This window comes from Actinokineospora iranica, assembly GCF_900101685.1.
Lineage (GTDB): Bacteria > Actinomycetota > Actinomycetes > Mycobacteriales > Pseudonocardiaceae > Actinokineospora > Actinokineospora iranica.
Genome location: NZ_FMZZ01000017.1, coordinates 23,745 through 45,395, shown reverse-complemented (window position 1 = coordinate 45,395; position 21,651 = coordinate 23,745). Strand labels below are relative to the sequence as shown.

At 71.7% G+C, this 21,651-nt stretch carries 17 protein-coding genes; 5 read left to right on the top strand and 12 right to left on the bottom strand.

Features of this window, described 5'->3' with window-relative positions:
- Window positions 1–18: 18 nt before the first annotated feature.
- From BLS56_RS26215 to BLS56_RS26175, 9 genes are read right to left on the bottom strand one after another with little or no spacing between them, the layout of a single operon-like run.
- The gene (locus BLS56_RS26215) at window positions 19–1,134 is read right to left on the bottom strand and encodes a glycosyltransferase family 4 protein (RefSeq protein ID WP_091456146.1); all 1,116 of its coding nucleotides are present in this window, start codon (window positions 1,132–1,134) and stop codon (window positions 19–21) included.
- A gap of 16 nt (window positions 1,135–1,150) precedes the next feature.
- On the bottom strand, window positions 1,151–2,266 hold the full coding sequence (locus BLS56_RS26210; protein ID WP_091456144.1) for a glycosyltransferase: 1,116 nt from the start codon (window positions 2,264–2,266) through the stop codon (window positions 1,151–1,153).
- Entirely contained in the window at window positions 2,263–3,729 is a 1,467-nt protein-coding gene (locus tag BLS56_RS26205) for an oligosaccharide flippase family protein (RefSeq protein ID WP_228771949.1), read from the bottom strand. Before BLS56_RS26205 ends, BLS56_RS26210 begins: the two co-directional genes overlap by 4 nt.
- The gene (locus tag BLS56_RS26200) at window positions 3,726–5,012 is read right to left on the bottom strand and encodes a glycosyltransferase 87 family protein (protein ID WP_091456141.1); all 1,287 of its coding nucleotides are present in this window, start codon (window positions 5,010–5,012) and stop codon (window positions 3,726–3,728) included. The genes BLS56_RS26205 and BLS56_RS26200 overlap by 4 nt, the downstream gene beginning before the upstream one ends.
- Window positions 5,013–5,062: 50 nt before the next feature.
- Window positions 5,063–6,025 (bottom strand): YveK family protein, encoded by a 963-nt coding sequence (locus BLS56_RS26195; RefSeq protein ID WP_228771948.1) that lies wholly within the window; start codon window positions 6,023–6,025, stop codon window positions 5,063–5,065.
- Complete coding sequence (locus BLS56_RS26190; protein ID WP_091456139.1) at window positions 6,022–7,107, bottom strand: glycosyltransferase; 1,086 nt, start codon at window positions 7,105–7,107, stop codon at window positions 6,022–6,024. Before BLS56_RS26190 ends, BLS56_RS26195 begins: the two co-directional genes overlap by 4 nt.
- Entirely contained in the window at window positions 7,082–8,329 is a 1,248-nt protein-coding gene (locus tag BLS56_RS26185; RefSeq protein WP_091456298.1) for an O-antigen ligase family protein, read from the bottom strand. The genes BLS56_RS26190 and BLS56_RS26185 overlap by 26 nt, the downstream gene beginning before the upstream one ends.
- Complete coding sequence (locus tag BLS56_RS26180; protein WP_228771947.1) at window positions 8,326–9,306, bottom strand: polysaccharide deacetylase family protein; 981 nt, start codon at window positions 9,304–9,306, stop codon at window positions 8,326–8,328. The genes BLS56_RS26185 and BLS56_RS26180 overlap by 4 nt, the downstream gene beginning before the upstream one ends.
- Complete coding sequence (locus BLS56_RS26175; protein WP_091456137.1) at window positions 9,303–10,148, bottom strand: DMT family protein; 846 nt, start codon at window positions 10,146–10,148, stop codon at window positions 9,303–9,305. The genes BLS56_RS26180 and BLS56_RS26175 overlap by 4 nt, the downstream gene beginning before the upstream one ends.
- A gap of 1,119 nt (window positions 10,149–11,267) precedes the next feature.
- On the opposite strand from BLS56_RS26175, the gene BLS56_RS26170 reads away from it, so the two are divergent.
- Complete coding sequence (locus tag BLS56_RS26170) at window positions 11,268–11,633, top strand: hypothetical protein (protein ID WP_091456135.1); 366 nt, start codon at window positions 11,268–11,270, stop codon at window positions 11,631–11,633.
- Between the two features lie 1,025 nt (window positions 11,634–12,658).
- On the top strand, window positions 12,659–14,611 hold the full coding sequence (locus BLS56_RS26160; RefSeq protein WP_175483054.1) for a midas domain-containing protein: 1,953 nt from the start codon (window positions 12,659–12,661) through the stop codon (window positions 14,609–14,611).
- A gap of 577 nt (window positions 14,612–15,188) precedes the next feature.
- Here the strand turns inward: BLS56_RS26160 and BLS56_RS26155 are convergent.
- On the bottom strand, window positions 15,189–16,724 hold the full coding sequence (locus tag BLS56_RS26155) for a putative glycoside hydrolase (RefSeq protein ID WP_228771946.1): 1,536 nt from the start codon (window positions 16,722–16,724) through the stop codon (window positions 15,189–15,191).
- Window positions 16,725–16,885: 161 nt separating this feature from the next.
- Here BLS56_RS26155 and BLS56_RS26150 point away from each other — a divergent pair, with 161 nt between their 5' ends.
- The 3 genes from BLS56_RS26150 to BLS56_RS32580 all read left to right on the top strand — a co-directional run bounded on the left by BLS56_RS26150 (window position 16,886) and on the right by BLS56_RS32580 (window position 18,941).
- Complete coding sequence (locus BLS56_RS26150) at window positions 16,886–17,938, top strand: polysaccharide deacetylase family protein (RefSeq protein WP_228771945.1); 1,053 nt, start codon at window positions 16,886–16,888, stop codon at window positions 17,936–17,938.
- A 197-nt stretch (window positions 17,939–18,135) separates the two neighbouring features.
- Window positions 18,136–18,720 (top strand): copper resistance CopC family protein, encoded by a 585-nt coding sequence (locus BLS56_RS26145; protein ID WP_091456123.1) that lies wholly within the window; start codon window positions 18,136–18,138, stop codon window positions 18,718–18,720.
- A 161-nt stretch (window positions 18,721–18,881) separates the two neighbouring features.
- Window positions 18,882–18,941, top strand: coding sequence for a hypothetical protein (locus tag BLS56_RS32580; protein WP_228771961.1), 60 nt, complete (start codon window positions 18,882–18,884; stop codon window positions 18,939–18,941).
- Window positions 18,942–18,974: 33 nt separating this feature from the next.
- On the opposite strand, the gene BLS56_RS26135 is transcribed toward BLS56_RS32580, so the two are convergent.
- A complete protein-coding gene (locus BLS56_RS26135) occupies window positions 18,975–20,336 on the bottom strand; it encodes a copper resistance D family protein (RefSeq protein WP_091456121.1) in 1,362 nt (453 codons plus the stop codon).
- Between the two features lie 238 nt (window positions 20,337–20,574).
- Complete coding sequence (locus tag BLS56_RS26130) at window positions 20,575–21,651, bottom strand: serine hydrolase domain-containing protein (protein ID WP_139191006.1); 1,077 nt, start codon at window positions 21,649–21,651, stop codon at window positions 20,575–20,577.

Sequence of the window (21,651 nt, the reverse complement as noted above, 5' to 3'; positions counted from 1 at the left end):
CCCTGAACGTAAGCCGAGTCAGCCGAGAAGATCGCGGTACAGCGCCAGGTGCCGTCGGGCGCAGACCTCGGGGCTGAACCGGGCCCGGGCGTGCTCGGCGAGCAGTCGACCGGTCGTCGCCGGGTCCGGGTCGGCGAAGAGGGCGCGCAGGTGGGTCGCGAGGTCGGCGACGTCCCCGGGGGCGGCGAGGTAGCGGGCGGCGCCGTCGACGGCGAGCATGTCGGCGACGCCGCCGGTGTCGGTGGCCAGCACCGGTTTGCCCGCCGCCATCGCCTCGGCCACGGCCAGCGGTTGCTGCTCCATTGTGGACGCGAGGACGAAGGCGTCCGCCTGTCGCAGCAGGGCGGCGACGTCGGTGCGGAAGCCGAGGAACCGGACGCGCCCGGCCAGCGGCGCCCGCGCGGCCAGTTCTTCTGCCCGCGCGCGCTGCGGTCCGTCGCCGACGACGGTGAGTGTCGCGTCGGGCGGCAGGAGACCCGGGGTCGCCAGCGCCCGCAGCAGGTGCAGGATTCCCTTGCGCTCCACCAACAGGCCCACGAACACCAGGTGCCGGACCGGCCCGGCGGGCGGGTGGCATGGGGGCAGTTCGACGCAGTTGTCGATGTGCGCCAACCGTTTCCCGGGGACCCGCAGCCGCTCGCGCAGGAATCGGCCCATCGCGGACGCGGGCACGACCGTGCGGCTGACCGCCCGCGCGACCGCCGCGTCCGCGGCCAGCACGAACTTGGTGTACCGCGACGGCCCCGCCGCCGGGCCGCCCCGGAACCACGCCTCGCCGACGTCGTCGGGCACGCCGTGATAGGTGTGGACCACCGCCCGGGGACCGTGGCGCAGCAGGTGCAGGCCCGCGCTGACCAGCCCGGCGCGCCGGTCCTGGGCGTGCACGATGTCCGGCCGCCACGCGCGCAGCGCTGCCCTGGCCCGCCGAGTCGCGCCGAGGTCTCCCTTGCGGGGCACGGAAAGGCGCTCGTGGTGGCCGTCCAGCGCCGCCGCGTCCCGCGCGGGCGTCGGCCCGAACACCCGCACCTCGGCGTCCCCGGCCGCGAGCAGCGCCCCGGCCAGCCGCACCGTCACGTCCACCGGCCCGCCGCGGTCCTGGGTGAGCAGGTACGCGACCCGTGGCTTGTGCGGCATGGGAACTCCTTGTCGGTCAGGTGGGCTCGGACGGCTGGTCGCCGACGAGTTTGTCGACCAGCAGGGCGAACTGGTCGCCGACGCGGCTCTGGTCGAACAGGTCCACCGCGCGGCGGCGGCCACGGGAGCCTTCGGCCGCGGCGAGTTCGGGGTCGGCGAGCCGGGCCGCGACCGCGGCCGCCAGGGCGAGGGTGTCGCCGGGGGACACGACCGCGCCCGCGTCGCCGACGCTCTGGCGCACCCCGCCCACGTCGAAGGCGACGACCGGGCGGCCGCAGGCCATGGCCTCCAACGGAACCAGGGCCATGCCTTCCGCGCGGGAGGGGAGCACCACGACGTCCGCGGCGGCGTAGAACTCGGCTGCCGCGTCGCCGTGCCCCCACCAGAGCACCGAATCGTCCCGGGCCACCGGGTGTTCGGCGCGCCAGACCGGCCCCATCGGGCCGTCGCCGACGATCACGACGCGGGCGTGCGGGACAGCGGCCAGGACGGACGGCCACGCGGTCAGCAACTGGTCCTGGCCCTTGAACTGGGCCAGCCTGCCCACGCACACCGCCAGCGGCGCGTCCTCGGGCAGCCCGAGCCGCCCGCGCGCGGCGGCTCGGTCGGCTGGCCGCAGCCGGTCGGTGTCCACGCCGTTGCACACCACCTCGGCGGGTGCGCTCACCCCGGCGGCCCGACCGGCGGCGAGTTCGTCGTCGCTGACGCACACCAGCTGGTGCGTCCAGCGGGAAGCGGCCTTCTCCCAGCCCAGGCAGAGCCGCCGCAGCGGTCCCCGCAGCGACTGGAACGACCACATGTGCGGCTGGAAGATCGTCGGCGTCCGCCCGCGCAGCGCGAGCCTGCCCGCGAGTCCGGCCTTGGAGCTGTGCAGGTGCACCACGTCGGGCCCGAGCCGCCGGAGCAGCGCCCGCAGGCTCGCCGTCTCGGCCACCGACCGGACCCCGGGCTGCCTGCCCGCCCGCCAGGGGTGCGTCCGCAGCCCGCACTCGCGCGCCCGGTCGACCAGCCAGCCCGAAGGCGGGCAGACGATGTCCACCTGCCACCCCCGCGCCCGTTGGTCCACGGCAAGTGCCAAGACCACCGCCGCGACGCCCGCGTCGACCGGTTGGGACACGTGCACGATCTTCACCGCTGTTCTCCGAACGTTTCCGCGCGGACCCGGGCGGGCCGCAGTTCGCCGATGGCCCCGCGCTGGATAAGCAGGGTGCCGAGGACATAAGCCAGCAGCAGCACCGCGGCCGCGGCCGCGGAACCGGCCAGTGATCGCGGTGAGCCGAAGAACCCGGCTCGGTCGAGCGCGATCACCGGCAGGGCGGCGAGCGCGGCCGCGCCGAGCACGCCGACGGCGATGCCCGCCAGTTCGCGCGGGGCCGGGGCCAGCCCGAGCCGGACCAGGGTCAGCCAGGTGAGCGCGAGCAGCAGGGCCGCCACCGCCGCCTGGCCCGCGGCGACGGCGAGCACGCCGTGGCGGGTCAGCAGGGCCAGCGCCACGACCAGCAGGCCGAGGTGCGTGAGCAGCAGGGCGAGGTAGAGCCGGGGATGCCCGGCCGCCCGGATCGCCTCGTGCCACAGGTGCGCGACGCTGATCGCGAGCCCGTAGCCGCACAGCAGGACCAGCACGCCCGCCGACGGCGCCCACCGCTCGCCCAGCAGCACCACCCGGTCGCTGAGCACCGCGGCGACCAGGTACAGGCCACCGGTCACCACCGCGACGGCCCGGGTGAAGCGGCTCACCGCCGCGGGCAGGTCGGCGCGGCGCCCGGTCCTGATCAGTCGCGTGTAGACCGGGAACGCGACGGCGCCGAGCACGATCGCGCCGATGATGTAGGGCATCCACGCGATCCGGTACGCGAGCGAGTAGACGCCCACCGCGTCCGGCCCGAGCACGTGCCCGATCACCGGGTAGTCCAGGTTGATCAGCAGGGTCGCCACGATCGCGGCGGGCCCGACGACCGCGATCCAGCGCAGCGCCTCGCCCGCCGCGCCGGTGTCCCAGCGGGGCCGCACCCTGGCCCCGGCGACCAGCCCCAGCAGCGGCTGCGCCACCGCGGCGCACAGCAGGCCGACCACCAGCGACACCGCGCCCCCACCGCCCGCGGCCAGCGCGATCGTCACGGCCGCGCCGAGCACGGCGCTTCCGGCGTCCGGCAGCAGCCTGCGCCGGAAATCCAAGTCGCGGTGCATCAGGCCCATCTGCACCCCGCCCGCCGCCGTGAACGGCAGGGTGAGCGCGGCGAGCCGGATCAGCGGCGCGGCGTCCGGCGCGCCGAGCACCGCCGCGACCGTCGGCGCGGCGAGCGCGAGCGCCCCGGCCAGCGCGACGCCCGCGCCCACGCTCAGGGTGAGCACGGTGCCCGCCATCCGCAGCGGATCGCGCGTGGTCCGGCTGATCACGTCGTAGACGCCCGCGGCCTGGACGACCTGCGCGATGTTCACCACCGCGACCACCAGGGTCACCGCGCCCAGGTCGGCCTCGGCGAGGTGCGCGGCCAGGGTCAACGTGACCGCGACCTGGCTGCCCTTGCTCACCAGGTTGATCGCGGCCAGCCACAGCGACCCGCGCATCGCCGCGGCCGCGAGCCTGCCGGTCACCGGCCTGCGCTGGCCGCGGCCCGCCGCGACAGCCGCACAGCCAACCCGACCAGCAGCGCCCAGCACGCCACCACGGCCACCCCGTCGACGGTGACCGACACCCGTTCTCCGAACACCGAGACGATCGCCGTGTCCACCATGTGCAGGTGCGCGTACGGCACGGCGAGCGCCAGCACCGCCCACCCGAGCGGCTGCCACCGCCGCTCGCGCCTGCGCTGCCACCACAGGGCCGCCGCCGACGCCATGGCCGGGAACGAGATCAGCACGTCGCCCGGCTGGTGCACCACGGCCACGACCACCGCGAGGCAGGTGAGCAGGTCGCTCACCACCAGGTGGTCCGGGTCGCCGCCGCGGTCGAGCGCCCGCACGAGCGCGACGCTCACCGCCAGCACCGCGACCAGGGCGGCCCCCTCGGCCGCGGGCGGCAGCCAGCCGGTGACCCGGAACAGCACCGCGGCCAGGTCGACCCGTTGCGCGGTCAGCGAATCCACCGCGCCGTAGTCGGTCTCCTGGGCGTGCGCGAGGTTCGCGGCGATCACGTCGAGGAACGGGCCGACCCCGCCGCCGCGCACGATCAGCAACGCCACCACCGGCAGCGTGGCCGCCGCCGCGACGGTCGTCCCGGCCAGGACGACCCGCCGGGAGCCGCGGGCGAACAGCAGCACCGCGAGCGGCAGCCCGAACTGCGGCTTCAGCCAGGCGAGCGCCAGCGCGACAGCGGCCCACCGGGGATTGCTCTTGCGCAGCAGCAACGCGCCTGCCGCGCCGACCGCCACCAGCGGATTGACCTGGCCGACGTACAACTGGGCCTTGCCCACCTGGCTGGCGACCAGCAGCGTCGCCAACCCGACCGTCGCGCCCGCCAGCGGCAGCGGGACCCGCAGCCGAAACCGGGTCGCGGCCAGATACGCGAGCACCACCAGCAGCAGCAACGACACCACGGCGAAGGCCACCGCGCCCACCCGGTACCCCGGCAGCGCGAACGGCAGGTGCAGGACCAAGTGGTAGGGCTGGTAGAGGTTGAAGCTCTGCCGCACCGGCCAGTGCGCGAACATCGCCGCCGGGTCGTATGGGTTGCCGCCCGCCAGGAACTCCCGCACCGGGAAGTACAGCGCGTCGCGGAAGTCCTGCAGCCGCTCCTCGGGACGGTTGTCCAGGGTCGGCCGCGGCACGGCGAGCGCGGGCGCCAGCGCGCGCCACGCGTTCACCGCGCCGACCAGCGCGACGAACGCGGTGATCACCAGCGGCGCGCCCAGCCGTGGGGCCCGGAGTCGGAAAGTCATGGCCGCACAGCCTTTGGGTCCTTCTTTGTGTCGTTGTCGCCAGAGGGAAGTCATGTCAGCACCACCGCGACCAAGACCGTGTTCTCCGGCAGGACGCCCACGGTCGCGGTCAACTCGTCCTGCGGCCCGCGCCCGCGCCGGGCCACCGCGATCACCGCGGGGTCGGCCTCGGCTGTCCCGTCCGCCTTCGCCGCCAGTTCCCGGTTCAGCGACTCGGCCCGGTCGGCGAGTTCCGGGACCACGGCGAGCGCCTTCGCCGGGCGGGCCGCCGCCGCGCACAGCATCTGGAGCCGGTCGACCAGCCGAGGGTCGTCTCCGCGCAGGACCGCCGCGGGCCGCAGCCCGGCCGACTCCAGCGCCGCGCGCACCGCGTCGTCTTCCGCCGACCGCCCGGACCGCGGCAGGTTCCGCAGGACCGCCGTCGCCACGCCCGCCGCCGCGGCGGCGCCCAGCGCGAGCCCGATCACCAGCGGCCAGTCCGGGGCCACCCGGGTCAGGTCGGCCCGGTCGTCGAGCAGGCGCAGGGTGCTCACCGGTTGCAGCAGGTCGGCGTCGATGATCGCCCCGGCGAGAGCGAACACCAGCGCCCCGGCGGCTTCCGCCGACGGCGCCCGGACCGAGAGCCGGGCCAGGCCGGACGCGGGCACCAGTTCGACCGAGATGTTCGCGCCCAGTTCCGCCGGGGTCGGCCCGTCCGGCACCCGCGAGGTGGCCTCGGCCAGGACCGACGGGCTCCGGGCGAGTTCGACCAGCGCGGGCAGCACCAGCGAGACGACCTCGCCGTACTGCGCGGCCGAACCGGACTGCTCGGACACCGGACTCGCGATCAGGCCGACCCGCCCCTCGTAAAGCGGATTGCGCATCCCCACCACGAAGAGCACGAGCGCCCCGGCGACGAGGCCGACCAGCACGCTCAGCGCGACGGTCTGCCGGAACCCGTCGCCCCGTCGCCCGCTCGGCCGCGTGGCCGTCACCTTCGCCGCCGCCACGGGCCTCGTCGCCGTCGCGGTCATCGCGACCTGCCTGCCACGGCGGCCCGGAGCAGTTCGTCGTAGGACTTCATCAGCGTGTGCGGGTCGTGGTCGGCGCGCACGACGGCCAGACCCGCCGCCGCCGCCGCGCGGCGGGCGTCGGCGTCGAACAGCAGCGCGCGCACGGCGGCGGCCACCGCGGCCGGGTCGCGCCGCGGCACCAGCGTGCCGCCGCCGCGTTCGAGGACCTCGCGCACGCCGTCGACATCGGTGGCGACCACCGGCCGCTCGGCGGCCAGCGACTCCAGGACGGCGACCGGCATCCCCTCCCAGTCGCTGGTCAGCACGGTGATGTCGGCGGCGGCCAGCAGCGCGGGCACGTCGCCGCGGTCGCCGAGGAACCGCACCCGCTCGCCGAGGCCCAGGACAGCGCACCGCTGCTCCAGCGGCTCGCGCAGGCTGCCGTCGCCCGCGACCAGCAGGACCGCGTCGCCGTCGAGCCGCGCCCACGCGTCCAGCAGGACGTCGTGCCGCTTCTGCGGTTCCAGCCGGGCCAGGCACAGCGCCACCGGGACCTCGGGCGCGACGCCGAGCGCGGCCCGAGTGGACGCTTGGTCGCTTTCCGCGGGCGCCGGGGTGACTCCGTTGCGGATCACCGTGATGTCCGGTTTGGACAGACCGGCGGCCCGCAGCCTGCTCGCCGTCACCGCGGCCACCGCGACCACCCGGTCGGCGGCGTGCGTCAGGACGCGGGCAGTGCCGGGGTAGTCGCTCTCGGCCACGCCGTGGAACACGGTCACCAGCGGCCGCCGCCCGGCGACGGCCATCGCCAGCCGGGACACCGCCGTGGCCGACACGTTGTGCGCGACCACGACGTCCGGCTCGAACCGCCGCAGCGCCCGCCGGGTGGCCGCGGTGGCCCGCAGCACGCCGACCGCGGTGCGTGCCGCGACCGGGACGTCGAAGGTCGGCACGCCCGCCGCGCGGACCTGCTCGGCCCGGTGCCCGCCCCCGCTGGCGACCGCGGACTCCCAGCCGAAGTCGGCGCCGCGCCGGACCATCTCCACCACCAGCGCCTCGGCGCCGCCGGTGCCCATCTCACTGATCACCTGCAAGACGCGCATGGCCGCCTCCTCTCCGTCCTTCTTGGACACGCAAGTCGGCCGCGCAGACCAGCGCGACCAGGAACCACAACGGCAGGTAGTACTGCTGCGACAGGAAAGCCGACGCGACGAGAACGGCGAGCAGGCTCGCCTGCGCCGCGACCATCAGCCGCCGCTCGCCCGCCCACGGCCCGCGCTCGCTCGCCAGGACTCGCTCGCTCGCCAGGATGGCGACCGCGACCAGCCCCAGGAACGACACCAGCCCGGGGAGCCCGAGTTCGGCGGCGACCTCCAGGTACATGCTGTGCGCGACCGGGACCTGCTCGTCGAGTTCCGCGTTGTGCGACGCGGCGGCGTACGTGCTGCGGAAACCGCCCGCGCCGACCCCGAGCACCGGGTTCTCGGCCAGCATCCGGGCCGCCGCCGCCCAGCGCAGCTCCCGGGTGTCCACATTGGTCGCGGCGATATAGGTTTTCTCCCGCAGCGCCTGGGAAATACCCTCGCTCGCCGCCAGCGCCCCGAGCACACCGGCCGCGCCGATGACGAGCACGGCCATGGCCACCGCCCGCGCCCGCAGCGTCCGGCGCAGCAGCAGCCAGCCGACCGCGGCCAGCGCGGCGAGGGCGCCGCCGCGGGAGAATGTCGCCGCGGCCCCGAGGACCAGGACCGCGGCGACCACGGCCACCAGGGTCCGGCGCGCGCCGGACCGGGAGCAGGGCGGCAGCAGGGCGAGCGTCAGCGGCAGCGCCGCGACCAGGACATAGGCGAGGTCGTTCGGGTCCTCCAGCGGCCCGGTCGCCCTCGACTCGCCGAGCGCGGCCATGCTGTAGAGCGCGCCCGCCCCGGCGACGGCCGCCCCGCCGACGGCGGCGGCGAGCAGGGTCCTGACCGGCGCCTCGCGGGCGGCCACGTCCACCAGGATCACCGTGATGGCCAGGAAAGGCAGCCACCGCAGCAGGTACTGCGTGCTGAACGGCTCGGCGGCGTGCACCGCCGAGGTGCTGAGCAGGACGACCGCGAGCACGGCGAGCACGACGTGCGCCGGGTGCGGCGCGGGCAGCCTGCGCTGCCGCACGCGCACCACCACCCAGGTGGTCGCCAGCACCGCGGCGGGCGCCTTGGCCAGGTGCGGGTGCAGGGCCATCAGATAGCCCTCGACCGGGGCCGTCGCCACGACCGCGCACGCGGAAGACCGCAGCAGACCGGCCGCGAGCGCGTCGCTCTGCCCCGTGTGGACAGTCATCTGCCCGGTCCGCAGCGGTCGAGGCCGCGCGCCCGGTCCAGCCCGGCCGCCCGCAGCCGCCGCACGTGCTCGCCGGTGCCGACCACCTCGTAGTGCCGGCGCAGCGCGGCGAGCACCCAGCCCAGCAGCTCGGCCTTGCGCGCGCCGGGCACGGTCATGCCGGGGAAGAACTCCATGCCGGGGGCCTCGGCGCCGTCGAGGACGTCGGTCGGGTGCAGCAGCAGCGACGGCGCGACGCCGCGCGCCCGGCACAGTCGCAGCGCGGCGGCGAAGTACGCCTTCGCCGCCTTCGGCGCCAGCCCGTGCAGCCACAGCAGGTAGGACCCGTGGATCGGCACCCGGGCCAGGGGCATCGTGGTGACCGGCAACTCCACCAGGTCGCTGTCGCCCCACCGGTAAGGATGGATCGGCGCGGCCACCCGGGAGAACCCGCCGAACAGGTCTTCGCGGCCGCGGCTTCCCTCGGTGGCAGTCGTTCCGCGGTTGTGGTACGCGCGGGCGAGCGGCCCGATCCAGGTGGGCAGCGTGCTCGCGTCGTAGGCGTAGCCCCGCTCGATGAGCAGCTTCAACAGCATCCGGGACACGCTGTAGCCGGGACCGCGGAACCCCACCGGCCGGGGCGCGCCAGCCGCGACGATCGCGTTCTCGGTGCGGACCAGCTCGTTCTCCAGCTGCCGCCGCGAGTACCGGTGCAGCCAGGGCTCGTGCCCGTAGGAGTGGTTGGCCACCTCGTGGCCCGCGGCGGTGATCTCGGCGACGGCCTTCGCGCCGTCCTCGCGCTCGGCGTCGGCGCCCACCACGAAGACGGTGGTGGCCACGCCGTTCTCGCCGAGCAGTTCCAGCAGGCGCGGCACGGCGGTCGGCAGGAAGCTCGGCCGCCGCTCCCACTCTGGGTCGCCGTGCGTCTTCAGATAGGCCCAGAGGTTGTCCAGGTCGAGCGAGACACTGGCCGGGGGCAACGGGCTCGCGGGATTCACACCGCCTCCTGGGGTTCGGTGACGGTCAGCGGCGATGCCCAGCGCAGCACCGAGCCGAAGATCAGCACCCCCAGGACGACCAGGGCGAGCCCGAGCATGACCCACCACTGGCGGCCCGCGGCGACCTGGTCGCCCAGCACGGCGAGGCCGGTGACCGAGGCGAGCACGACGCTGGTGGCGTCCATCGATGCCACCGACGACGTGGCCGGGCCGCGCTGCAGGGCGAAGATCAGCGACGCCTGGCCCGCCACCGCGGACAGGACCAGCAGCCAGGCCAGCGGGTCGAGCGGCAGGTCGGCGAGCGAGCCGTCCGCGAGCGACCGGCTGGTGATCGCCACCACGGAGAACTGCACGCCCGCGAGGACGGCCAACGGGACCGAGGAGCGCGCGCGGGACGCGGGGACGATCAGCAGGGCGCCGACCACCAGCACGGCGAGCAGCGCCAGGCCGAGTCTGCCCGAGACGTCGTCGGCCACCGACGGGGTCGACGCGCCGACCAGGAGGATGAGCCCGAGGGCCATCATGACCAGCACGGCGACCTCCGCTGGCCGCACCCGCCAGCCCAGGACCAGCGCGCCGAACACCGCGGCGACGCCGACCGCCGCGGAGGACCCGGCCTGCACCAGGTACAGCGGAAGCGAGGCCCTGGCGAAGAAGGCGAGCACGAACCCGGCCACCTGGCCCGCGAAACCCAGCAGGTAGAGCCGGTCCGACGCGAGCCGGACCAGTAGGCCCAGATCCGCTCCGGATCGCGTTGTCGAGCGCCGTGCCGCGACGCTTTGCGCGACGACGCCCAAGCCGTACATCAGCGTGGACGCGACGAGTTCGATGTAACCGAGCACCCGCAAAACCCTCCCGAAGCTTCGGCTTGCCCATCGGCGGTGACTCCGCGATCCCCGACGGCGGCGAAAGTGTACGAACGCAGGTCAATGATCTCGGAAGAAGTATGTGGGAATGCCGCTTGACTCCGTTCCGCCTGGGATTCGGTGACAAAGAGATCAACTGATCGAGCAGAAAACCCCCTGATCGTGTGACGAAATGGCGAGTCGTGATCACGCGATTCCCGAGTACGGTGGCGCGCGTGGCCCGCGAACCGGGTTCGCGCGTTCCAGGGGCAGGCGTAGCCCGCGCGAATGGCGGGTCGTTCGACGGCCCTGGGCCCGGTGGCCGCCGCGGATCGCGTGGCCGCCCCCCGTCTCTGGCTCGGACGGGAAGCCAGGGACCGGGCTGAGGTGATCATCTTTCGATCATGGGGCAACTCTGTGCTGATGTTCTTCGGCGCGTAGATCACCCGGTAGATGATCACCCCCTCACTCGTTGGTGTGATCTAGCGACGGTGAGCAAATGGTTGGGTGAAAAAGTCTTGAGTGGACGGTTCGGATGGCCTGAATTGGATCTCCGCTGTCGAAGAACGACGATGTTGGTCGTGCCCGCAGGTGATCTCTTCTCGGTCAGCCTGAGGTTGCCAGCCTGTTGATCGATGCGTCTGCGCGGTCGGGAGAGTATGAAGATTCGGTTGTTGGTAAAGGTTTTCGCAGGTCAGACCATGCTTGATGGGCGTGTAGGGCCGTGTCGACAATGGTCGATACCCGGTATGTTTTCGAGTGTTGGGCACAGTTTCGCGGCAGTTTATCGGCGTTATTTTAGCGGTCCTTATGGTTGTGTGAGATCCTGAAAGTCGACGATCTCGATGGCCGAAAAGCGACTCTCCGTGGCCAATTTCCCGGTTTGGGGAGGTGTGGAGCCGGGGTTGAGTGGGTCCTATGCAACTCGATCGGGTGACCCCACTTCGCACTGGACGTGACAAATACACGATGGTGTGACGAGGTGGATTCGGTGAAGAGAGACCCGGTAGGTTTCGTTCAGTCGCGGTTCGCCCTGGGATTCAGGGGTGTCTTCCGATATGGCGATCCGTGACTGCCCTGATGATGTGACAAGCACCGCTTGGTAAGGAGATCTTCGTGTTCATCAAGAAGCTTGGCGCGGTTGTGGCAGGCACCGCAGCCGGAATGCTGATGCTCGGCGGCGTGGCGTCGGCCACCGGCACGGGCGACGACTACTACCCGCCGCACAGCGGAGATGTCGAGGTCGACGCGCAGGACCAGGACGAGGCTTACGAGCAGCTTGGTCTGGTCAACCTGAACAACACCAACATCCCGATCAACGTCTGCCACATCAACGTCCTCGCGATCGAGATCGAGGACGCCCTGAACAACATCGCCATCCCGTTGCTGTCCCCGGGTGCGGAGACCGAGCAGGGTGCCGCCACCGGCGAGATCTGCGCCAGCGAGGGCATCAACCAGGGGAACGACGACCAGAAGGACTGAGTCGATCCCGAGGGACGTGAAAGCGGAAGCTGGACATCACCGCATGTCGTAGGGCTGATGCGAGAAAACGGGAGAACTACGCTCCCGGAATTCATGCCGACCGCACCGATCTGTGGTCAGCGCGTTCTTCTTGGTAGACCGTTGTGAAGATGGCGTGGTGCGCACTGAACCCAGTGGGCACCACGCCATCGTTTTGCTGTTTCCAGGGCATCTCTTGTCTTCTTTCGCGGCCTGCGTCGATCCGCGAGTGTCGCTCGCCCCGGCCGCGACGATGCCACCGGATTCTCGCCACGCGTTCTGGCGGTCGGCGATCGAGTCCCAGAGTCGTTCTCTCCCGGTGTCGGCGGTGCCGCGGCCCGGCCGGGTTCGGGGCGTGTGAATCCCGCACTGTCCACTGTGGCTGATCGGCACACGCGCCGCTCCGATTGTGGATCTTTTCCGGGTTATGCGCGATCTCCCTTGATATAACCCGAAAGTAGGACGAGACGCGCCGATGCGAGTGCGGTTCGATGATCGATGACCATGCTTAGATCTTCATGACGGGCGTGATCGCCTCCGCTCGTTCTGTCGACTTGTCGGCATATTGCCGCACGTGCATGTCACGGTGTGAAGTCGGATTCCTTCGCTTATCCCACGGGCGTGGATCATAAGTGGTGAACTGTTGACGTTGAGGTGTCTCGCTTTCCGTGTTTAGGGCCGCAAGAATGAGATGACCAGGGTTCTCGGGGGACCCTCGAAAGAGCCACTGATCCACCCGGCAGGGGGTCTGTGATTGGTTACCTTTAATACAGGGTCAGGCCACTATGGCTGGTCCTATCCGCGGGTCGAGATGACTTGTGGGTCTTCGACAAGGAAGGAAGCGATCGGTGATCTTCGATCGATGGGTTTCGAAAGCGGCGACGGCCCTAGCGCTCGCCTTCGTATTGCCCTTCTCAACGGGCTCAGCAGAAGCGGTTCCTCGAGACCACGACCCAAACGCCACCACAGAAGAAGCGGAAGGCTTCTTCTGGTCAGATGTGTTCGACGTGCTTTATGACGGATACCCGGGTCTCGGGCACCTCGACGACGACGATGACGATGACGACGACGAGGACGACGAGGACCTTCTCGACGACGAGGAGTCCGACCACATCGTCCTGGTGGACGACGAAGAGTCCGACGACGAGGACGCGTACTCCGACGAGGACGAGTCCGAGGGCGACGAGTCGGACCACTCGGACAACGCCTACTCCGATGAGGACGAGGACGAGGGCGGCCACTCGAACCACTCGAACAACGCCTACTCCGATGACGACGAGGACGAGGGCGACCACTCGGACCACGGCTACTCGGATGAGGACGAGTCCGAGGGCGACGAGTCGGACCACTCGGACAACGCCTACTCCGATGAGGACGAGGACGAGGGCGGCCACTCGAACCACTCGAACAACGCCTACTCCGATGACGACGAGGACGAGGGCGACCACTCGGACCACGGCTACTCGGATGAGGACGGGGACGAGGGCGACCACTCGAACCACTCGAACAACGCCTACTCCGATGAGGACGAGGACGAGGGCGGCCACTCGAACCACTCGAACCACTCGAACAACGCCTACTCCGATGACGACGAGGACGAGGGCGACCACTCGGACCACGGCTACTCGGATGAGGACGGGGACGAGGGCGACCACTCGAACCACTCGAACAACGCCTACTCCGATGACGACGAGGACGAGGGCGACGACTCCGACCACGGCTACTCGGATGAGGACGGGGACGAGGGCGGCCACTCGAACAGCGCGTACTCCCAGGACGAGGAATCCGACGAGTACGGCACCGAGGGCTCCGAGCTGGTTTACTCGGACGAGGTCGAGTCCGAAGAGCTGATCATTGACGACGCCGAGTACGTCTTCACCGAGGACCTGCTCGCTGACGAGGACGCGGAAGAGTTCTGGGGCAGCGACAACTGGGTCGACGTCTACAACGATGGCGTCGAGAACCTCGTCCAGGTCATGAACGAGGGCTCCGAGGAGAACGAGATCTTCGTTGTCAACGAAGAGTCCGACGACAACGACGTCGCGGTGTACAACGAGGAATCCGACAACAACGTGATCGGTGTCGTCAACGAGGAATCCGACAACAACGACACCGCCATCGCCAACTACCTCTCGGACGAGAACGAGATCGTCGCCTACAACGACGAGTCCGAGGGCAACGCCACCGAGATCTACAACCAGGACTCGGACTACAACGAGATCGTTGTCGCCAGTGAAGAGTCCGAGAACAACGCGACCAGCATCTACAACGCGGACGCCGACTTCAACGACATCGCCGTGGTCAGCGACGAGGCCGAGGGCAACGTCACCGAGATCGAAAGCTACGAGGCCGACTTCAACGACATCGCCGTGGTCGCCGACGACGCTGACGACAACTACACCGAGATCGCGACCTACGAGGCCGACGGCAACGACATCGCCGTGGTCGCCGACGACGCTGACGACAACTGCACCGAGATCGCGACCGCCGAGTCCGACTACAACGACATCACTGTCGTCAACGACGACGCGGACGCGAACGACACCGAGATCGCGACCTACGCCTCGGACGACAACCACGTCTTCGTGTCGAACGAAGAGGCTGACGGGAACGTCACCACCGTCGCGACCAATGAGTCCGACGACACCGCCACGGTTGTGAGCAACTACGAGGCCGACCACAACTACACCGCGGTCGAGAACGACGAGTCGGACGGCGCCACCACGGTCGTGAGCAACTTCGCGAGCGAGGACAACGCCACCGTCGTCCACAACGAGGGCGCCGCCGAGGCCGTCACCGTCGTCAGCAACAACAGCAGCGACGACAACCTCACCTCCGTCTACAACGGCGAGGGCGAGGAGAACGTCACGGTCGTCTCCAACAACGGCACGCACGGCAACGTCGTGTCGGTGAACAACGTGGGCTCCGAGACCACCACCCTCATCAGCAACCACGGCTGAACCAGGAGAACAGATTCGATAACCACAGCGAGATCCGATAACCACAACTAGATCCGATATAGCACGACAACTGGTACTCAGGCGGGTTCGGGTGATAGCCATCCCCGAGCCCGCCTGTCCTTGTGCGCGAGGAACGTCCGTCCGGGCTTGCGCCGGAGTCCGGTGCGGGCGGACGAGCAGTACGGCTCCCAGGCCGGGCCGGACAAGGGGCACGGACTCCGCTGAGCCGACCGGCCGCGGGCCCCTGGACGGGTAGGAGATGGCGACCGTGCCTGTGTGAAGTGGGGCGAACGGCGGTGCCCCGGGAGCGCACCGCTGGTGGGCGGGGGCGCGTTGTGGGGGCCGAAGGGCAACGGTGGTTTGAGATGGGGGGAGTGGCTGGGCCAGGGGGTTCGGGGGACGACGTTGGAGGGGCGAGAAGTAAACAAGGGGGCGAGATGGATGAGGGGCGAGAAGTGATCGGGGACGAGAAGGGGTTGGGGGAGGACGGGGACGAGCGGAGGGGCCGGGAATGTCCCGGCCCCTCCGCTGTCTCGTCTGTCTATCTCGTCCTGTCTCGGCTATCCCGTCTGTCGGGTCACGGCTTGGGCTCCAGGCCCGCGTTGTCGTAGCGGCAGCCCGCGTTCCACAACAGGAAGGACTGCATCCCGTTCTCCTGGGACGCCTTGATCTGGGCCTGCACCTCGGCCGGGCCGTAGGCCTTGCGCAGGTTGAACGCCTGGAGCCACGGGATGATCTGGGTGTCGGAGCCCTCGACCTTGGCGGCGAAGTCGGCCAGCGACCGCACCACGATGTCGTAGGGCTGCGACTCCGGCTGCGGCACCCCGTACTCGCCCGGGCCCCAGTGGGACGGGTAGACCATGGGGGAGATGTAGTCCACGTGCGGGGCCATGGTGGGTATGTCCTGGGCCACCGGGCCGGGGCGGGTGGCGGCGATGCCGAAGACCGAGGCGCCGAGGAAGGCTCCGCGCTCGCGCACTTCCTCGCGGCTCTTGGCGAGGAAGTTGGTGATCGCCTGCTCCGGGGTGACCTGCAGGCCCGGGATCTTCATCTGGGCCAGGTCGCCTTCCGGGCGGCGGATGTAGTCGAACAGGATGTCGTCGAAGCCGAGTTCGGCCGCCTCGGTGGCCAGGCCGATGTTGTAGGAGATGACGTCGGGGTTGGCGAAGTTGGTGAACGCGTACTCGCCGTAGGAGCCCGACCACGGCCTGCCGTCGCGGGTCTGGATCACCCGGTCGTTCTTGCCGGAGGTCCAGGACGCCTTGGCCAGGATCGGGTCGCGGAAGGCGACGAGCCTGCCGACCACCCGGATGCCCTCGGCGTGCAGCTGGTCGATGACGGCCTTGGCGTCGTAGTGGCCGCGGGTGGAGCCGATCTCCTTCGCCAGCGGCACCTGGGACTGGTAGCCGACCTCGCCGCTCTCGTCCTTGATGTCCAGCTGGATGGTGTCGATCCGCTTGTCCCGCGCCATCTGCAGCACCGGGTCGCGCAGGGCGGGCGACGACCAGGCGATGGCGGTCATGTGCACGCCGCGCATCCCCGGGTGGCGCACCGGCACCATGAACTCCTGCTTGACGCTGTTGCCCGCGTCGTCGCGGGCGGCCAGCTGGACCTTGCCGGGCGCGTGCGGGAGTTTCAGGGAGAACGCGCCGTCGCCGTCCAGCGGCACCGCTTGGTCGTCGGCGGTCAGGACTGTGGCCCCGGTCGCCTTGCCCTGCAAGGTGAAGGGCTTGCGCAGATCGGTGACCGCGGCCGGGTCCACCGACAGGGTCGGTGCCGTGCCGTCGACGGTGAAGGCCATGGTGACCTCGCGGTCGGGCATCATCTTCTCCGGCACGAGCGCGGTCAGGGTGTGCGCGCCGTCGGGCAGGGCCGGGTCGGCGAGCAGCAGCCGGTCGCCGTCGCGGCGGGTCTGCACGGGCGCGCCGTCGAGCAGCAGCTGGACCTGGGAGATGTCCTTGCCCTCGGGGGCTCGGACGCTGAGCGCGCGCAGGGCGTCGGTGTTCACCGTCGCGCCGTCATCGATTCCGGTGACGACCGGTTCGGCGGCGGACATGGCGCGCACGCCGATGGGCGCCGCGATCGCCAGGGTGACGAGCAGTCCGATGGCCACCAAGACCAGAGTCCGTCTACGGCCCACTTGAAGTCCCACGTGACGTCCCTCCACTGGCGCGTTTCCCCTTGTCATTCCCCCGGCGCGGCGGTGATAACCACAAGTCATACTTTCGGGTCTCCCGCGTTGCGGCGACCGGCGCGCCGGTTGACGGTGGAGAGGTGACCAGAACTCCGATCGCCCGAGCCGAGCGGGTGTTGGCCGCCGCCGCTCTGGTGGCGTTGACGGCGGCCTGCGGGGGTTCCGGGTCCGGCGACCCACCGGCCAACCAGCCCGCCGCGAACGCCTCGGCCGCCGAGCCGGTCGCCAGCGTCCCGACGAGCCCGCCGCCGCCGGAGCCGCAGGCGGTCGCGGCGAACGAGCTTGGCCAGGTGCCGGTGCTCATGTACCACCGGATCATCGCCCAGCCCACCAGCGTCTTCGACCGCACGCCCGCTGACTTCCGGGCGGAGTTGGAGCGGCTGGCCAACGAGGGCTACGTGACCGTGACGGTCGCCCAGTACGCCACCGGGGACATCGACATCCCGGCGGGCAAGCACCCGGTGGTGCTGACCTTCGACGACGGCGACCCCACCCAGCTCACGCTGACCCCGGAGGGCGAGCCTGCCCCGGACACCGCGGCCGCGATCCTGCGCGAGGTGGCCGCGGCGCACCCGGAGTTCCGCGGCGTCGGCAGCTTCTACGTCAACGGCGACCCGTTCGGCGACCCGGGCGGCCGCAAGACCCTGCTGTGGCTGCGCAAGAACGGCATGGAGATCGGCAACCACACCCTGTCGCACTCGAACCTGCGCACCATCTCCGCGGAGGCCGCCCAGCGCGCGATCGTCCAGGGCGACCAGGCCATCCGGGCGGCGGGCGGCGCGCCGCTGTCGATCTCGCTGCCGTTCGGGATCCACCCGCGCGACCCCGCGCTCGCGCTGAACGGCAGCGCGGACGGCGTCGAGTACCACTACCGGGCGGCGTTGCTCGTCGGTGCGAACCCGGCGCGGTCGCCGTACTCGGCGGAGTTCGACCCGCTGCGGATTCCGCGCATCCGCTCGCAGGGGCCCACGGGCACGGAGGCCGAGTTCGGCTCGACGGTGTGGCTGGACAAGATCGCCGCCGCGCCCGCGCAGCGGTACACCTCCGACGGCGTGGCCGACCGGATCTCCTACCCCGAGGCCTCCGGCGCGACGGTCGCCGAGACGTACCGCGCCCGCGCGAACGCGTACTGACCGCTCGCCTGTCCTTTGTGGAGTGACCGGGGCCGCGCCGCCTGCCCGCGCCGTTACCGACCGGTTACGGCTGCGGTACAAGGTGCGCACGGACGCGCCGGGACGGTGTTCGCCCACCTAGGTTTGGCTCGACGGCGGGGCCGGCGGTCGGCGCGGCCGTTGTGGAACTCTCCCCCGTCTTCCCGAGGAGCTTAGACGTGAGGCGACTGTCGCTCGCGCTGGTACTGGCTGTGCTCGCCCTGGTCGCCGGCGCGAGTCCGGCGCTGGCCCACACCCGGCTGATCAGCAGCACACCCGCCGAGGGCGCGCTGGTCACGGCCGCGCCGGAGGCGATCAAGCTCACCTTCACCGACCCGATGCAGGCCAAGCTCAGCACCGTCACGGTGTCCGGCCCCAGTGGGGCGCGGTGGGGCCTCGGCGAGATCACCGCGCAGGACGGGACGCTGACCGTGCCGGTCCAGACGACCGGTCCGGCGGGCGACTACGTGGTCGAGTACCGGGTCCTGTCCGGTGACGGGCACCCGGTGAAGGGGGCGGTGCGGTTCACCTACACCCCGCCCCCGGTCGCAGGCACCGAGTCGGTCCCGCCGACGGCGCCCAGCGCCGCCGAGACCTCGGCGTCGAGCGCGGCGGCGGTGCCGGAGCAGGCCCCGGCCGCCCAGCGGGCCCCCGCCGAGAGCGGCGGCGTGCCGGTGTGGGTGTGGATCGCGGGCGCGGCCGTGCTGCTCGCGCTCGGGTTGCTCGCCGCCCGGCGGTTCAGCGGCGACTCCGGGCGGGAATGAGCGGAAACCGGGCCTGGAGCGGCCCGGAACCGCTCGCCCCGGACGTGACGCGCGAGATCACGCTGAACGGGCCGGGCGCAGGCCGCGCGAGGACACCCTGATCGTCCTACCTGGACAGATGGTCGAGGTCGACTTCCAGGGCCGACAGCCCCGGCCGGTGGATGCCGCACTGCCACAACGCCTACCACGGCGAGGCGGGCATGATGACCGCTCTGTCCTAGGTGGACTAGCTGGCCCTGTGCGGACCAGTCGGCTCAGCGGACGGTGATCACGCTGGTGACGCCCGCCGCGTTGTCCTTGGCGACCCGGAGGATGAGCTTGAGCTGCCACTGGCCCGCGGTCGGCAGCGTGACGTTCTCGGCGATGTAGTGGCCAGGGCCGCCGTAGGCGATGGTCAGCGGCACCGGTGGCGCCGTGCCGCCGGACAGGCTCATCTCGCCGAGCATCCCGGTGACCGAGCGGGGGGTGCCCTGGAGGGTGAACACGCCGATGTGGAAGGTGTTCGCGCCCACCTTGGCCGGGGTGACCACGACGCTCACCACGCCCTGCCCGGTCGCTCCGATGGCGCCGTCGAAGGGGAGCTGGACCGACACCGGGGCCTCGGCGACCGGGGCGTTGGCCGACGCGGGCTTGACCAGACCCGCCTGCTCGGCGAAGGCCCGCTCGGCCTGGGCACGGGCGTAGGCCACGTGCGCGGGCTCGAAGTTGACCAGGACCGAGGTGACGGCCAGCACCACCAGGCCGATGCCCGCCTCGGCGGCCACCCAGGCGCGGAACCGGCCGGTCTCGCTCCGGCCGGGGCCGCGGGGCCGCTTGCGGTCGCCCGCCGCGACGGGGGCCCTGAGGTGCTTGCCGACCCACGAGCGGGCGGCCACAGCGATCCCGACGATGGCCGCGACGAGGGACACCTTGAGCAGCAGCAGTTCGCCGTAGCCGGTGCTCACCAGCGCGGGCAGCGTCTCCACCTGCCGCCAGCCGGTGTACAGGCCGGTCACGGCGAGGACCGCGACGCTGATCAGGGCCGCCTTCGAGAACGGCGGCAGCGCCGCGCGCATCACCTCGGGGTCCCGCACGGCCAGGACGACCCCGACGAGCACGACCACCCCGCCCAGCCACACCCCCATCGCGACCAGGTGCGCCATGTCCAGCGGCAGCGCGAGCGCACCGTCGGAGCGGGCGGCGCTGTGGGTGACCGCGCTCCATGTCGCCGCCAGCGCGGCAGCGCCCGCCAGCACCCCGAGGGCGGCCCGCCGCCGCCCGATCTGCCCGAGGGGCGCGGCGCGGGCGAGCAGGACCTTGACGAACCCGGCGGCCAGGCACAGCAGCAGCACCCGGGTCAGCAGCGCCGTGCCCTGCGGCGTGGCCGCCGTCTCCGACAGCAGCGCCGGGCTCAGCGCGTCGCCCAGCGGCGCGGCCAGGACATAGGGCCCGTACAGCGCGAGACTCGCCAGGGTGGCGGCCAGCAGCACGCCCCAGCCGCCCCACAGCAGCGCGCGCACCACCCGGTGGGCCGCGCCAGCGGGCCAGCACGCGACCGTGAAGAACGCCGAGCCGACGACGAGCGCGAACCCCAGGAACGCGACCCAGCGGGCCACCCCGTACAGCGCCTCGACCACTGCCCACCCCCGACTCGAATCGTCGTCCGCCGCGCAGGCCGCGGCTCGCCGATGGCCCGCGAGCCCGCCGCTTGACCGGCCTGAGGTGCGTGGACCTCCTACAGCCAGTGCTGCTTCCGGGACTACTCAAGCCCACCGCTGTGTCTTGGGCGTCTCCGCTCCGTTAAGCGGCGACGATCTCGACCTCACCGACGCGGATTCTGGTCAGTGGGTGTCGGGTGGCCGCCGCTTCGTCCTGTCAGAGGTGGGGTTGCTCCTCCGCTGTGGGCTCCGCGGACGGCGCGGTCCCGGGGTACTCGGGAACCAGTTTTCCGAAGAGCTTGCGGGCCGCCCGCAGGATCGGCTGGCGAGGTGTGGGGGCGGCGTTGGCCAGCAGCGCGACGCCCGCGCCCGCGGTCGGGCTGAACCCGACGAAGCAGAGGGAGCCGCTGGTCGCCCCGGTGTGCCAGAGCAGGATGTGCCCGCGCATCGCCCGCCGTGACCAGCCGAGGCAGTTCTCGACCGTGCCGTTGCGGTGGCGGGGAAGCTGGGCCGCGGTGATGGCGTCGGCGAGCGGGGAGCCCGTGGGCTCGATGTTCGCGGTCAGGTAGCGCAGCAGGTCGTTCGGGGTGGCGCACCACGCGCCCGCGGGGGCGAGGGCGTCGAAGTGCCAGTGCGGCCGCGCCTTGCCGCGGCGGTGCGCGGTCGCGGTCGCCGTGGTCGGTTCCAACGTGCTCCCGGACAGGCCCAGCGGGTCGAGGACCCGCTCGGTGACCAGGCCGCGGTAGTCGCGGCCCGCCGCGGCGGCCAGCAGTTGGCCGAGCAGGCCGACACCGAAGGTGGAGTAGCGCACCCCCGTGCCCGGCGGCCTGCGCGGGCGCAGGCGGGCGGTGGCCTCGAACAGGTCGTCGAGGTGGTAGTGCGCGTACGGGTCGGTCAGCCAGTGCGGCAGGGCGCGGCGGTAGAAGTTGCCGGGCAGCTTGGGCAGGCCGGAGGTGTGCGTGGCCAGGTCGAGCAGCGTGATCCGGCCCGCGGCCTGCTCGCGCGGCCGGGCGGTCAGCGGCAGGTGCTCGGCGATCGGGTCGTGGTAGCCGACCTCGCCCCGGGTCGCCATGTTGGCCAGCAGCAGCGTGGTGCACGTCTTGGTCAGCGAGCCCAGTTCAAAGGAGGTGTCCGGGCCGATCGCGGCTCCGGTCGCCCGGTCGGCGATCCCCCGGCACACCACGACCCGGTCCGCGCCGCGCACGGCGGCGACCGCGACCCCGGGGGTGTGCCCCTGCGCCACCAGGGCGCCGATCTTCGGGCCGACCAGGTCCGCGAGCGGTGTGCCGGTCAT